A 14249-nucleotide genomic window follows, 5' to 3' on the forward strand; every position below is an offset into this window, starting at 1 on the left:
CGTTCCGGGGGACCCCCGGCGAGGGGCCCGCGCTTGCCCGTCGCGCTGCGCGACCGGCCTGGTCCTCACCCGGGGCACCCCACCGCGGTAGGAGGGTTGCCGGCCAGCAAGCCGGGGCTTCGCGCTGGCACTCATGACCTGATACGGACGATAGCGGAAACCGAGCAGCCGAAACCAGCCCCGTCCCGTGATCTGAGACGACGGTCACCCGGCCGGTCCACAAAGGACAGAGGGCTCAGTTGCCCGATTCCCCGCGCCACCGGGCGAGGCGGCCTGCCCGGTCGACCGCGCGGATCCGCCGTTCGGTCGCGTCCCGGTCGGCCGCGGTGGTGACCACCAGAAGCTGGTCTTCGACCTGCAACCGGCTGGTTTTCTGCGGGGTGAAGCTCGTTCCGCCGCGGACCACCAGACTGACTGACGCGCCGGCGGGCAGCCGCAGCTCCGACAGGTACACGCCGTGCAGCTTCGACCCCTTCTGGATCCGCACCTGCAGCAATTCCGCGCCGAGTTCGTCGAGTGGCGCGGAATCGACCTCGATCTCGTGCGCCTGCGCCGCCTTCGCCAGCCCGAGCACCCGCGCCAGCGGGCTGAGCGTCGCGCCCTGCAGCACGGTGAGCACGATGACGAGCACGAAAACCGCGTCCACGAGCCGCTGCGCGCCGGGTACTCCCTCCGACAGCGGGATCATCGCGAGCACGATCGGCACCGCGCCGCGCAGGCCCGCCCAGGACAGGAACGCTTGCTCCCGCCAGGGCAACCGGAACGGCAGCAGCGACAGGACCACCGACAGCGGCCGGGCGAGCAGCAGCACCACCGCGCCCGCGACGAGGCCGGGGATGAGCGTTTCGAGCAGCCGGGTCGGCGACGCGAACAGGCCGAGCAACACGAACAACCCGATCTGCGCGAGCCAGCCGAGTCCCTCGGCGAACGACAGGGTGTCCGACCGGTGCGGCAGTTTGGAATTCCCCAGCACCAGGCCGGCGACGTAGGTGGCGAGCAGCCCGGACGCGTGCGCCAGCTGTCCCGAGGAGTACGCCAGCACGCACACCGCCACCGTGGCGAGCGGGTACAGGCCGGTCGCCGGAAGCGCGGCCCGGCGCAGCGCCTGCGCGCCCAGCCAGCCGAACGCGAGGCCGAGCACCAGGCCGGTGAGCAGTTCGTAGACCACCAGCAGCGGCAGCGACCAGTCGACCGCTTCGCCGGACGCGAGCACGACGACCGCGATGTAGGCGGGCGCGTCGTTGATGCCGGATTCCAGCTCCAGCGCGCCGACGAGCCGTTTGCCGACCCCGGCCGTGCGCAGCACGGAGAACACCGCGGCGGCGTCGGTGGACGCGAGCACCGCGCCCCACAGCAGGGCGAGGCGCCAGTCGAGGCCGAGCAGCCAGTGCAAAGCCGCGCCGGTGACCGCGATGCTGATCACCACGGCCACTGTGGACAGCAGGATTCCGGGCCCCAGCGAGGGTTTCACCGCGGACCAGCGCGTGGTGAGCCCGCCTTCGGTGAGGATCAGGACGAGCGCGGCGAGCCCGAGCGACTGGGTGAGCGCGGGATTGTCGAAGCGGATGCCGAAACCGGCTTCGCCGAGCACGACGCCGATTCCGAGATACAGCAGCAGCGACGGGAAGCCGAGGCGGATGGACACCCGCACCGCGACGACCGAGACGACCAGAACCAGCGCGCCGACGCCCAGGAGCACGGGAAGTTCGTCCACTCCTCCGCCTCCCTCCCGGTCGCCCCAGGCGTCCAGAATAGTGAGGCAGTGTCCGGTTCCCGAGCGCGCACCACCGGAGCGGGGGACCTCGCGGGTGTGTTACGACGCCTCGGCGGCACTCACCGTCGCGAGATCGACACCCAACGCGGCGAACGGACCCGCCGCGCCCGGCAAAACCCGCACCGCGCGCTGCTGGTCCCGCGTCAGCCATCCCGCTTCGACCGCCCGCTCCAGCACCGCCGCCGGGACCGCGCCGGCCAGGTGCTCCCGCCGCTCCGTCCAATCGAGACAGTCGCGCAGCAGCGGGCGGCGCGGCCGATCCGGCACCGCCACGCCGAGATCGGCCAGCACCTCGCGGCCGGAATCGGTGAGCGCGAGCCCGTCCGACACGTCGATCAGTCCCCGATCGACCATCCCGTCCCGCAAAGCGACCCCGAGCGTCCCGGCCAGATGGTCGTAGCAGCTGCGCGCGAACGACAATCGCTGTACTCGCAACGAAGTCCGCAGCCCGGACGGCCGTTTCAGTTCGGCATGCTGCGCCAAATGCTCGATCAGCTCCGCCACGCGCGGATTCGCGAGCCGGACGTAGGCGTGCCGTCCCTGTTTCACGCGCGCTACGAACCCAGCCTCCTGCAGCCGCGTCACGTGCTCGCTGGCGGTCGACACCGCGATCCGGGCCGCGGCGGCCAGCTCGCCCACCGTCCAGGCGCGGCCGTCGAGCAGCGCGAGGCACATGGTCGCGCGGCTCGGATCGGCGAGCACGGCGGCGACCTCGGCCAAGGCGACGGTTTCCATGCCACCACGGTAGAGCGGGGAAGCTTCGGCCGCGGCCGAACCTACAGCGCGCCGAGGAACTTCGCGCCCAGCGAGACGGCCGGTTTGGAGTCGTTGGCCCCTTCCAGGAAGACCGCGAACGCCAGGTCGCCGCGATAGCCGACGAACCAGCCGTGGGCTTCCGCGCCGTCGCCGAACTGGGCGGTGCCGGTCTTGCCGAACACCGTGCCGGAGTGCGCCAGGCCGGTCGCGGTGCCGCCGGTGACGACTTCGCGCATCATCCCCCGCAGCGCCGACAGCACCGAGGACGGCGGCGGGTTGTAGCCGGTGTTGACCTTGGTGCCGTCGTCCCACAGCCTCGGCACGACCGCTCGCCCGGAAGCCGCGGTCGCCGCCATGACCGCCGCGCCCATGGGGCTGACCTGCACCTTTCCCTGGCCGATACCGTCCTCGACCTGTTCGTCCGCGTTCGCCGCCGGATCGACGCGGCCCAGTTCGGTCGAGACGCCCTCGATGCCGAAGTCGGCGTTGAGGCCGAACTGGGTGGCCGCCTTCGCGAGCCCGTCAGCGGGGAGTTGCGACGCGAGCCGGGCGAAGGTGGTGTTGCAGGACTTCGCGAAGGCTTTGTGGACGGTGGTGGTGCCCAGATCGAAGCCTTCGTTGGAGAGGGTTCGGGTGCCGATTCGGTCGGTAAGCGGGCACGGGACTGAAGAATCAGGAGTGACCAAACCGGCCTCTAGCGCGGCGGTGGCGGTGACGATTTTGAACGTCGAGCCCGGCGCGTACTGACCGCTGAAGGCCGAGGCCGCGTTGGTGACGCTGCCGTTCTGCGCCACCGCGAGCAAATCCCCAGTGGACGGTTGAAGCGCCACCAGAACTGCTTTGCCGTGATACCCATCTACTGCGGCTTGGGCGGCGTTCTGGGTGGCGAGGCTGAGTCCGGTGGCTGCCGGTTTGCGGTCGCCTTCCGGGTTGCCGAACAGCGTTTCCAGGTTCTTCCCCGAACTGTCGACGCGCTCGACCGCGAAGGCCTGGGACGCTTGGCCGTGCCCGGTGAGCGCCGAGCGCAGCAGCGGGAATGCCTTGTCGTCGGCGAGTTTCAGGCCGCCGTTGCCGGAAACGACGAGAGGTTTGCCGTCGCGGTCCACTACTGCCGGGATGTCCGAGGAGGCGATTGTCAGCCGTTGTCCGGCTTCGAGCTTGGGGTGCAGCGCCGACGACGCCCAGTGGACCCGCCAGGTGCCTTGCGCTTGGACGAGATCGAGTTTCCCGGAGTAAGTCCAGGTGTGACCGGGGCCGAGGCTCCAGGTCATGGTGTACGCGGCGGTGGCCTTGTCGCCCTGCGGCGCGCCGACGGTGTCGAGCTTGGCGGTCAGCTGCGTGGGCCGAAGCGTCGCCAAGGCGTCCTGCAGCACGACGGAGGCCCCCGGTACCGCGTCGGTGGCTTTGGCGGCGGCGTCGGCGTCCTTCCCGGCAAGGGCGAGCAGGTACGCACGGGCCGCCGACGCCGGGTCGTTCGGTCCCGCGGCTGTGGACGCCGGCTCCGAATCCGACGAAGCCGCGGTCGATCCTCCGCCGGTGAGCAGCACGACCGCGGCCGTCACGATCGCGACCACCACCAGCGCGCCGCCGATCAACACGCCCTTCTTCGCGGCAGGACTCACTGTCATATCCCCCTCGCCCACGCGGTCCGCCCGCGCCCCTGGCTCAGCTTGCCCATCGCGGAACGGAACCGGGTGTTACGGCGGCGAGAAAGCGGCTGTCCCGACGCTGATCCGTGATCAACGCCGGGACGTATAGGCCGTTATACAGAAGACTGCCCGCGCGTCTTGCTCCGGGCACCAGCGCCCGGAGCAAGACCACGGCCAATCACGCCTTGGCGACCGCCACGCGCACCTTCACGCCCTCGCCGACCGTGCCGTCGAAGCCCTCGGCCGCCTCGCCGTAGGACACCGACGTCGCCAACGTCTCAGACGCCACGAATTCCTCGTGCTTGCGCACCGCGGCCGTCACCTCGTCGGCGGCGTCCACGGTCAGCGAGATCCGGTCGCCGACGTCGAGACCGGCCTCGCGGCGGGCCTGCTGTACCACGCGGACCAGGTCTCGGGCCAGTCCCTCGGCCGCCAGGTCCTCGGTGACCTCGGTGTCCAGCACGACCAGACCGGCCCCGCCGGGCAGTTCGGCCGCCGCACCGCCGCCGGCGGCCACCAGACGCCGGTCGTACTCGCCTTCGACGAGTTCAACGCCCGCCGCCACGACCGCGCCGGACGCGTTCGTCGTCCAGTCGCCCGCCTTGACCGCCTTGATCACCTGCTGCACGGCCTTGCCCAGCCGCGGACCGGCGGCTCGCGCGTTCACCGCGACCTCGAACGTGCCGTGCGCGGCGACGTCGGCGGTCAGCTCCACCGACTTCACGTTCACCTCGTCCCGCAGGATCTCGGTGAACCCGCGCAGCGGTTCGACGTCCTCGGCCGCGACCACGAGCTTCGCCAGCGGCAGCCGCACCCGCAGCTTGTTCGCCTTGCGCAGCGCCAGCGCCGACGACGCCACCTGCCGCACCTTGTCCATCGCGGTCACCAGCGCCGCGTCGGCGGGCAGGTCGAGCGCGTTCGGCCAGTCGGCGAGGTGCACCGAACGGCCGCCGGTCAGCCCGCGCCACACCGTTTCCGTGGTGAGCGGCAGCAGCGGCGCGACGACCCGGCAGGTCACCTCCAGCACCGTGTGCAGCGTGTCGATCGCGTCCTGCTCGCCCGCCCAGAACCGGTCCCGCGACCGGCGGACGTACCAGTTCGTGAGCACCTCGAGGAAGTCCCGCACGGTCTGGCACGCGCCCGCGATGTCGTAGCCGTCCATCGCGGACTCGACGTCGGTGACCAGTTCGTGGGTCTTCGCCAGCACGTACCGGTCGAGCAGGTGCGTCGAATCCGTGCGCCACTGCCCCTGCTTGCCGTCGGCATTCGCATACAGCGCAAGGAAGTAGTACGAGTTCCACAGCGGCAGCACGGCCTGGCGCACCGCGTCGCGGATCCCCCGGTCGGTCACGACGAGGTTGCCGCCGCGCAGGATCGGGCTCGCCATGAGGTACCACCGCATGGCGTCGGACCCGTCGCGGTCGAAGACCTCGTTGACGTCCGGGTAGTTCCGCAGCGACTTCGACATCTTCTGGCCGTCGGAGCCGAGCACGATGCCGTGCGACACGCAGGTGCGGAACGCCGGCCGGTCGAACAGCGCGGTCGCGAGCACGTGCAGCAGGTAGAACCAGCCGCGGGTCTGCCCGATGTACTCGACGATGAAGTCGCTCGGGTAGTGGTGCTCGAACCATTCGCGGTTCTCGAACGGGTAGTGCACCTGGGCGTACGGCATCGACCCCGAGTCGAACCACACGTCGAGCACGTCCGGCACGCGGCGCATGGTGGACTTGCCGGTCGGGTCGTCCGGGTTCGGCCGGGTCAGCTCGTCGATGTAGGGCCGGTGCAGGTTGTCCAGCCGCACGCCGAAGTCGGCCTCCAGCTCGTCCAGCGAGCCGTAGACGTCGATCCGCGGGTACTCCGGGTCGTCCGAGCGCCACACCGGGATCGGCGTGCCGAAGTAGCGGTTGCGGGAGATCGACCAGTCGATGGCGTTCTCCAGCCACTTGCCGAACTGGCCGTCCTTGACGTTCTCCGGGTACCAGGTGATCTGCTGGTTCAGCTCGACCATCCGGTCCTTGAACTGCGTCACCGCGACGAACCACGACGACACCGCGCGGTAGATCAGCGGGTTCCGGCAGCGCCAGCAGTGCGGGTACGAGTGGTCGTAGGTCTCGTGCCGCAGCAGCACCGGGCCCTGGCGCTCCGCGCCGCCGGTGCCGTTCTTGAGGTCCCGCACGATGTTCGGGTTCGCGTCGAACACCTGCTGCCCGGCGTAATCCGGCACGGTGGCGTCGAACTTGCCGTGCTCGTCGACCGGCGTGACCGGGGTGATCCCGGCCGCGTCGGTGACCACCTTGTCCTCGGCGCCGTAGGCGGGCGCGATGTGCACGACGCCGGTGCCGTCCTCGGTGGTGACGTAGTCCGCGGACAGCACGCGGTGCGCGTTCTCCGTGCCGACGAAGTACGGGAACGGTGGCGCGTAACGGGTTCCGAGCAGTTCCGCGCCGGTGTAGTGCGCGACGACCGTCGGCTCCTCGCCGAGTTCACGCGCGTACGCGGCGACGCGCGCCTCGGCGAGCAGGAACCGCTTGCCGTCGTTCTCCACCACGACGTACTGCACCTCGGGGTGCACGGCGGTCGCGAGGTTGGACGGCAGCGTCCACGGCGTCGTGGTCCAGATCAGCAGATAGGTGCCGTCGAGGTCGTTGTCGTTGCCCTCGATGCGGAAGCCGACCGTGACGGCCGGGTCCTGCCGGTTGCGGTAGACGTCCGCGTCCATGCCGAGTTCGTGGTTGGACAGCGGCGTCGCGTCGCGCCAGCAGTAGGGCAGGACGCGGTAGCCCTCGTAGACGAGTCCCTTGTCCCACAACCGTTTGAACGCCCAGAGCACCGACTCCATGTAGGTGACGTCGAGCGTTTTGTAGTCGTTGTCGAAGTCGACCCAGCGGGCCTGGCGCGTCACGTACTCGCGCCATTCGTCGGTGTAGCGCAGCACGGACTCGCGCGAAGCCTCGTTGAACTTCGCGATGCCCATCTCTTCGATCTCGGTCGTCTCGGTGATCCCGAGCTGCCGCATCGCTTCGAGTTCGGCGGGAAGGCCGTGGGTGTCCCAGCCGAACCGCCGTTCGACGCGGCGGCCCTTCATCGTCTGGTACCGCGGGACGATGTCCTTCACGTACCCGGTGAGCAGGTGCCCGTAGTGCGGCAGGCCGTTGGCGAAGGGCGGGCCGTCGTAGAAGACGTACTCGTTGTCGCCGTTGGTGCCGGCGGGACGGGCGTCGATCGTCGCCTGGAAGGTCCGGTCGCTCTCCCAGTACGCGAGGACGCTCTCCTCCAGCGCGGGAAACGACGGCTGGGACGGGACCGTGGTCTCTCCGCCCGGCGAAGCCTGGGGGTACATCCGGGTGCGCTCCTTGCGTTCGTCGCTCGTACGGGCGACCGGCGGCCGCCCACACGGGGACGAGACGCTCGCGCGTCACGCGGTACCACCCCGCTTGCCCGGCGCACTGCTCCCGGGCCACTCGTTGCACGGCTGTCACGGGCCGCACCCGTCCGGTTCTACTGCGGGCGGCGAACGCCCGGTTCTTCCGGAGGCTCCCCGGTGATGGCCGGATCGACGCCTTGCTGTCTTCAGATTAACTCGTCGCCGCAACCGGCTTTCCGCCTGCCCCGGCTGTGCACCGTCGCCGCCGCGAGCGCCGCGGCCGCGAGCCACAGCGCGGCCGAGGCGAACCCGAGCAGGTGGAGACCGTGCAGGAACGTCGCACGCGCCGCCGGTTCTCCCGCCACCGCACCGAAAACCGCCACGCCGAGCGCTCCGCCCGCCTGCCGTGCCGCGTTGTTGATCCCGCCCGCGATGCCCGCGCGTTCCCCCGGCGCGTCGGCCACCGCCGCAGTGACCACGGCGGCGGTCAGCAGTCCCATGCCGACGCTGAGCACGAGCAGGGTCGGCAGCAGCGTGCCGTAACCGCTGCCGGAGCCGATCCGCAGGAGGTTCAGCATCGCCGCCGCGCCGAGCACGAGCCCGGCCAGGATCTGCGGGCGCGGGCCGAATTTCGCGGTGAGCCGTCCGGAGACCGGCCCGAGCAGCACCATCGGGACGAACATCGGCACCACCGCGACGGCCGCGGCGACCGGGTCCGCGCCGAGGACGTCCTGCAGGTAGAGCGTGAACACCAGCACCGAACCGAGGCCGACGAAGTTCATCGCCGCGGACACCAGATTCGCGCCCGCCGTCTGCCGGGACCGCAGCAGCGGCAACGGCAGCATCGGTTCGGCGGAGCGCCGTTCCACGACCACGAACGCCACGGCCGCCGCCACCGCGAGCAGCCCGACCCACGGTGTCTTCGCGATCACCGCGTACACGCCGGAGCCGAGGGCCAGGGCCGCGGTCGCCGCGCCGGGAACGTCCACCCGGCCCGGTTTCCGGACGTCCGGCGGCACCAGCCGACGAGTCGCCAGGGCAGCCGCGGCCACGATCGGAACGTTCAGCCAGAACACCGGCCGCCATCCGGCGGTCTGCACGAGAACCCCGCCCAGCAACGGCCCGGCGGGCAGGGCGAGCGCCGAAATACCGGCCCAGATCCCCAGCGCACGGGCACGTTCCGCGTGCCCGGGGAACGTCCCGGTGAGCACCGCCATCGTGCCTGGCAGCAACAACGCCGCCCCGACGCCCTGCACCGCGCGAGCCGCGACGAGCCAGCCCGCCGACTGCGCCAGCCCGCACGCCGCCGAAGCAGCCCCGAAGACCGCCAGCCCGGTCAGCACCACCCCGCGATGCCCGAGAACGTCGCCGAGCGCACCCCGGTCAGCAGCAACGCGGCGAGCACGACCGAGTACCCGACCACCACCCACTGCAGCTGCGGAACGTCCGCGTGCAGCTCGCTGCCGAGGGTCGGAAGGGCGACGTTGACGACGGTGACGTCGAGCTGCACCAGGAACATCCCGGCGCACATGGTGAACAAGATCGCGGTACGCATGGGTCCAGCAGACCCCGGGAACGCTTCCGTCGCGGTGGAAGTGTGCCGGGGGCATCCTGAACGCATGGAAGGAGACGCCGACATCGCGCGCACCGCGGCGCTGTTCGCCGATCCGGCGCGGGTCCGGGTGCTGATGGCGCTGGCCGACGGCCGGTCGCTGGCCGCGTCCGTGCTGGCCGGAGAAGCGGGCCTGACCGCGCAGGGCGTGAGCGCGCACCTGTCGAAACTGCTGGCCGCGGGCCTGGTGACGGCGGAAAAGTCCGGCAGGCACCGGTTTTACCGCATCGCCGGTGCGGCCCCGGAGCTGCTGGAAGCGCTCGCCCGGCACTCCCCCGCGCGCCCGGTGCGCTCACTGCGCGAAGGCACCCGCGCGGAAGCCTTGCGCACGGCGAGATTGTGCTACGACCACGTCGCCGGACGGCTCGGCGTAACTGTCACCGCCGCGTTGCTCGACCGCGGCGCACTGGCCACTGTGGACGGTGACCCGACCACTCAGCGGCGGCCCGGAGACCGGATTTCCTCGCAGCTGCAAGAACATCCGTACGTACTGGGTCCCGCCGCCACCGAAGTGTTCGACGCGTTAGGCGTGGATGTCGCGACGGCCGCCAAGAGTCGCCGTCCGCTGCTGCGGTTTTGTCTGGATTGGACCGAACAGCGCCACCACCTCGCGGGAGCGCTCGGCGCGGCAGTGACCCGGCGCTTCCTGGACGCGGAGTGGCTCCGCCCGCGCGCGAAAGCGCATCGAGCGGTGCAGCTCACCGAGACTGGCGCGAGGGTGCTGGAAGAGGTGCTGGGCGTCAGCGATGCGCCGCGGCCAGCACCGCGTCCGGACCGCACCGCGCACACGGCGTGAAGCCGAGCTGCCGCGCCTCGCCGACGCCGATCGGGATCGTGTCGCGGCCGGACAGCCAGCCGCAGTCCACCAGGTGGTAGCGCGGGTACTCGTCGACGACCACGACCTCGTCCTCGAGTTCCTTGACCACCTCGAGGTCCTCCGGCGCGGTCTCCTCCACGCCGGGCGGGGTGTCGCGGACCGCCTTCGCCTCGGACTTGGGTTCGCTTTCCGGGCCCGGCTTCCCGGTTTCCGGTTCGGGCACGTCCGCCGGATCGCCCAGCTCGCCCGTCGCCGGAAGCAGCGCGGTCTGCTCGGCGTCCTCCTCGGCCGGAGCGTCCTCGTCCTTCTCCTCCGCCGGTTCGGCATCCGCATCAGCTTCGGCGTCCGCGTCCGACTGCTTGCGGCGACGCAGCCAGTCGACGAGCAGAAGCAGCCCGGCGAGCACGGACAGGCCGATGGAAACCCAGGCCCACAGCGAGGTGCCCGTGACGAGGGCCGTGACGAGCAGCCCGAGAGCCGCCAGCACCAGAAGGAGGACGATGTAGAGCACGCTGAATTACAACACGGGCCGCCCGGTTTCCGGGCGCGACCCGCCCACGCGGCGTACCGCGCCGGTTCCCCACCGTGGCGGGCCCGGATCCGGGCACGCCGAAACCCCGCCGGGTCGGAAGGTCATCCGGCGGGGTGCGTACGGCGGTGGGTCAGCCTGCCTCGGCGCGCGGGCCGAACGAGTAGCCCTGACCGCTGGTGCCGGTCGAGGACTGGCTCGAACCCGACGACGCGGACGCCGGGGCCGCGGAACCGCGGTCGTCCAGTTCGCGCAGCTGGGATTCGAGGAATCCGCGCAGCCGGGTGCGGTATTCGCGCTCGATCGTGCGGAGTTCTTCGATCTTCTTGCCCAGAGCGCCCTTTTCGGCGTTCAGGTTGTTCATCGTCTCGGTGTACTTGCGCTGCGACTCGCGTTCCATCGTGGTCGCCTTGTCGCGCGCCTGGCGCTCCAGCGTCTCGGCGCGCGTGCGCGCGTCGTTCAGCATGGTCTCGGCGCGGGTGCGCGCCTCGTTCACCATCGAGTCGGACTTCGCCCTGGCGTCGGACAGCAGCTGCTCGGACTTGGTCCGCGCCTCCGCCAGCATGCCGTCGGACTCGGTCTTGGCCTCGGCGGTGAGCCGGTCGGCCATCTCCTGGGCCAGGCCGAGCACCTTGGCGGCCTGCACGTTCGGCTCGCCGCTGTCGGGGACCATCGAGTGCGCCTGGGTCTGCTCCATCGCCGAAGCGGGCGGCGGAACCGGGGCGAGCCGCCGCGACGGCTCGGGGTCGCGGCCCGGCGGCGGGCCGGCGACCTTCGCGTTCTCCAGCTCGGAGCGGGTCGACTCCAGCTCGGCGTCGAGCTGCTCCACCTGCTGCCGCAGCTCGTTGTTGTCCTCGATCAACCGGGCAAGCTCGGTCTCCACCAGGTCGAGGAACGCGTCCACCTCGTCCTCGTTGTAGCCCCTCTTGCCGATGGGCGGCTTGCTGAACGCGACGTTATGCACGTCAGCGGGGGTCAACGACATCAGATCACCTCACGCACTCCATGGCCTGCAGGACACACCCGGGTTTTCCCCGATCACCTGGGTGTCAGTTGCATCGCGAAGAACACAACCAACAGCAGCACCATAATCGACAAGTCCAGTCCTACGCCGCCGATCCGGACCATCGGAATGATCCTGCGGAACAACCGCACCGGCGGGTCGGTCACTGTGTAGATGGTCTCGAGCGTCACCGCAACCCCTCCGGCGGGACGCCATTCCCGTGCGAAGGTCCGCACGAGCTCGACCACGATCCGGGCCGTGAGCAGCAGCCAGAAGGCAAACAGCACGTACCAGATCGCAAGCCACACAGCATTCACGGCGACCACTCTAGCGGGGGACGGCCGGATTGGGCGCGACTAGCCGCCCGAGGGGCGACATAGTCGACTAAATCACGTCTGGCTGCGCCCAGCGGTCCGGAGGCGATCACCCGCGCAGGAACAATCCGCCCTCGGCGATCCGCCTGCGGTCCTCGGCGGTCACGTCGACGTCCGGCGGTGAGAGAAGGAACACCTTGTTGGTGACCTTGTCCATCGACCCCCGCACGGCGAACGCCAGCCCCGCCGCGAAGTCCACGATCCGCTTGGCGTCCGCGTTGTCCATCTCGGTGAGGTTGATGATCACCGGGATGCCCTCGCGGTAGTGCTCGCCGATCGCCCGCGCCTCGATGTAGCTCGTGGGGTGCAGCGTCGTGATCCGGCTCAGCGGGTCCCGCGCCGGCGCGGCGACCGGTTCGGCGACCGGGCGGAGCCGGGCGACCGGCTCCGGCTGGCGGTCCACGGCGAGCGCGCCGTGGGTGGCCGGTTCGGCCGCCATCGAACGCGACCGCACGCGCGCGGCGGGCTCGTCGTAGCTGTCGTCGACGTCGCGGTAGCGGGCCCGGGACCGGGCTGGCGGCTGGTCGTAGCCGTCGTCGTACTCGTCGTAACCGTCGTCGTAGCCGTCTTCGTCCGCGGGCACCATCCCGAAGTAGGCCTTCAGCTTCTGCAGCGCGCTCATGCCTCTCCCTAGCCCTTGCCGCTCCCGCACCGTTGTGCCCCGCCCGGCCGGACACGAAACGTGACCACCGGGCGGACTCCCTACGGCGAGGCTAAACCGCGCCCGCCGAGCAACGCGGTTCCGACACGCACACACGTCGAGCCGTGCCGGATCGCCTGGTCCAGATCATGGCTCATTCCGGCGGACACGTCAGCCGCTTCCGGATACCGGGCGCGAACTCTTTCCGCGGCCTGGGCCAGCCGGGCAAAAGCAGTGCCCGGGTCCTCCCCTAACGGGGCCACGGCCATCACGCCTCGCAACCGCAGCTCCCCCGTGTGGGCGATGCGGTCGGCGAGCGCGTCGACCTCGTCCAGCGGGGTCCCGCCGCGCGCGACGTCGCCGTCGAGGCTCACCTGGACCAATACGTCGAGCGGTCCGGTCCGTTCGCCCGCTTCCTGAGCGGCGGCGACCGCGCGGGCGAGCGCGTCGGCGAGCCGCGCCGAGTCGACCGACTGCACCTCTTCCGCCCAGCGCACGACCGAACGCGCCTTGTTGCGCTGCAGCCGCCCGACCATGTGCCAGCGCGGCGCGGCGTCCGGGCGCAGTTCGGCGACCTCGGCCGCCTTCTGGCCGGCTTCCTGGTCGCGGTTCTCGGCGAGGTTCAGCAGCCCGAGGTCGGTCAGCAGCGCGGCGTCGGCCGCCGGGAAGGTCTTGGTGACGCCCAGCAACCGCACCTCGTCACGGGACCGCCCGGCGGCCGCGCAGGCGTTCGCGATGCGCTCCTCGACCGCGGCCAGGGACGCCGCCAGTTCCGCCCGCCGCTTCTCCGCCGGGTCCTCGGTCACGCCTTCTCCTCTTCCAGCCACGTGATGCCGGCGATCCGGCCGGTGGTGCCGTCCCGGCGGTAGCTGAACAGCGTCTTGTCCTCGGCCGTGCACCGCGGATCCGCGCCGACGCGCCCGACGCCGAGGTCGGCCAGCTGCTGCCAGAGCCCGGCGCGCAGGTCCAGACCAGCGGTGCCCTTGCGGGTCTTGCAGGCGCTGCCGGGCAGATGCTTCTCGACGTCGTCGGCCATCGCGGCCGGGACCTCGTAGCAATCGCCGCAGATGGCCGGTCCCAGCAACGCTTCGACCCGGCCCGGTTCCGCGCCGAGTTCGCGCATCGCCTCCAGCGCGGCGGGCAGCACGCCGACGCGCGCGCCGACCCGTCCCGCGTGCACCGCGGCGACGACGCCCGCTTCCGGATCCGCCATGAGCACCGGCACGCAGTCGGCGACCAGCACCACGAGCGCGACGCCCGGCCGGTCGGTCACCAGCGCGTCGGTGGCTTCGGCGGCCGCGGTCTCGGTGCCGTCCACGACGGTCGCGGTGCGGCCGTGCACCTGCTCCATCCAGGCCAGCCGGTCCTCGGCGAGGCCGAGTTCCGAGGCCAGCCGCTTGCGGTTGGCGTACACGTCGCCCGCGTCGTCGCCGACGTGGTCGCCGAGGTTGAAACTCTCGTACGGCGGCCGGGAAGCCCCGCCCGCCCTGGTCGTGACGACTCGTCGTACTCGCACTCCGCCATCCTGCCAAAAACCGCGCCGCCCGCCCCGCCGAACCTCGTGAGTGTTCATGCCGGTTCTCACCGGCGCCAGCACGCACGAGCGCCCTCGCCGACAGCCCAAGGTTCCGGCGCGCGACATCCAGCCCGCCCGCCGCGCCATGCCCGCCCGCAGCAGCACGCTTGCCCCGCTCAAGCGGGCATCGTGGCCGGGTCTCGTGAGCCGCGATG

Annotated in this window: 13 protein-coding genes and 1 riboswitch; of the genes, 1 reads left to right on the top strand and 12 read right to left on the bottom strand. The window is 71.0% G+C overall.

All coding sequences use genetic code 11. The features are described from left to right. Positions 1 to 24: 24 nt before the first annotated feature. Positions 25 to 139: riboswitch (SAM riboswitch) on the bottom strand. A gap of 96 nt (positions 140 to 235) precedes the next feature. From RPX00_RS43650 to RPX00_RS43675, 6 genes are all read right to left on the bottom strand, one after another. After that, a complete protein-coding gene (locus tag RPX00_RS43650; RefSeq protein ID WP_406634720.1) occupies positions 236 to 1714 on the bottom strand; it encodes a potassium/proton antiporter in 1479 nt (492 codons plus the stop codon). A 99-nt stretch (positions 1715 to 1813) separates the two neighbouring features. Further along, positions 1814 to 2509: an ArsR/SmtB family transcription factor gene (locus RPX00_RS43655; protein WP_406634722.1), complete on the bottom strand. Its 696-nt coding sequence runs from the start codon at positions 2507 to 2509 to the stop codon at positions 1814 to 1816. Between the two features lie 41 nt (positions 2510 to 2550). Further along, on the bottom strand, positions 2551 to 4158 hold the full coding sequence (locus RPX00_RS43660) for a penicillin-binding transpeptidase domain-containing protein (protein WP_406634723.1): 1608 nt from the start codon (positions 4156 to 4158) through the stop codon (positions 2551 to 2553). Between the two features lie 199 nt (positions 4159 to 4357). Then, positions 4358 to 7519 carry an isoleucine--tRNA ligase gene (gene ileS, locus RPX00_RS43665; protein ID WP_406634725.1) on the bottom strand — a complete coding sequence of 1054 codons (3162 nt, stop codon included), beginning with the start codon at positions 7517 to 7519 and terminating at the stop codon, positions 4358 to 4360. A gap of 230 nt (positions 7520 to 7749) precedes the next feature. Beyond that, the gene (locus RPX00_RS43670; protein ID WP_406634727.1) at positions 7750 to 8886 is read right to left on the bottom strand and encodes an MFS transporter; all 1137 of its coding nucleotides are present in this window, start codon (positions 8884 to 8886) and stop codon (positions 7750 to 7752) included. Beyond that, a complete protein-coding gene (locus RPX00_RS43675; protein ID WP_406634729.1) occupies positions 8880 to 9098 on the bottom strand; it encodes a hypothetical protein in 219 nt (72 codons plus the stop codon). Before RPX00_RS43675 ends, RPX00_RS43670 begins: the two co-directional genes overlap by 7 nt. A gap of 64 nt (positions 9099 to 9162) precedes the next feature. Between RPX00_RS43675 and RPX00_RS43680 the strand changes: the two genes are divergently transcribed. Beyond that, on the top strand, positions 9163 to 9951 hold the full coding sequence (locus RPX00_RS43680) for an ArsR/SmtB family transcription factor (protein WP_406634731.1): 789 nt from the start codon (positions 9163 to 9165) through the stop codon (positions 9949 to 9951). Here the strand turns inward: RPX00_RS43680 and RPX00_RS43685 are convergent. The 6 genes from RPX00_RS43685 to pgeF all read right to left on the bottom strand — a co-directional run bounded on the left by RPX00_RS43685 (position 9896) and on the right by pgeF (position 14034). Continuing rightward, positions 9896 to 10483, bottom strand: coding sequence for a hypothetical protein (locus RPX00_RS43685; RefSeq protein WP_406634733.1), 588 nt, complete (start codon positions 10481 to 10483; stop codon positions 9896 to 9898). The two genes, RPX00_RS43680 and RPX00_RS43685, sit on opposite strands and share 56 nt — an antisense overlap. A 151-nt stretch (positions 10484 to 10634) precedes the next feature. Beyond that, the gene (locus RPX00_RS43690; protein ID WP_116205401.1) at positions 10635 to 11486 is read right to left on the bottom strand and encodes a DivIVA domain-containing protein; all 852 of its coding nucleotides are present in this window, start codon (positions 11484 to 11486) and stop codon (positions 10635 to 10637) included. A gap of 53 nt (positions 11487 to 11539) precedes the next feature. Further along, on the bottom strand, positions 11540 to 11812 hold the full coding sequence (locus RPX00_RS43695; RefSeq protein WP_037367937.1) for a YggT family protein: 273 nt from the start codon (positions 11810 to 11812) through the stop codon (positions 11540 to 11542). A gap of 115 nt (positions 11813 to 11927) precedes the next feature. After that, a complete protein-coding gene (locus RPX00_RS43700) occupies positions 11928 to 12500 on the bottom strand; it encodes a cell division protein SepF (protein WP_406634735.1) in 573 nt (190 codons plus the stop codon). A gap of 80 nt (positions 12501 to 12580) precedes the next feature. Then, positions 12581 to 13324, bottom strand: a complete 744-nt coding sequence (locus RPX00_RS43705) for a YggS family pyridoxal phosphate-dependent enzyme (protein ID WP_406634737.1) — start codon at positions 13322 to 13324, stop codon at positions 12581 to 12583. After that, positions 13321 to 14034, bottom strand: a complete 714-nt coding sequence (gene pgeF, locus RPX00_RS43710; protein WP_406634739.1) for a peptidoglycan editing factor PgeF — start codon at positions 14032 to 14034, stop codon at positions 13321 to 13323. The genes RPX00_RS43705 and pgeF overlap by 4 nt, the downstream gene beginning before the upstream one ends. Positions 14035 to 14249: the final 215 nt, after the last annotated feature.

This window comes from Amycolatopsis sp. WGS_07, from assembly GCF_045278895.1.
Classification (GTDB): Bacteria; Actinomycetota; Actinomycetes; order Mycobacteriales; family Pseudonocardiaceae; genus Amycolatopsis.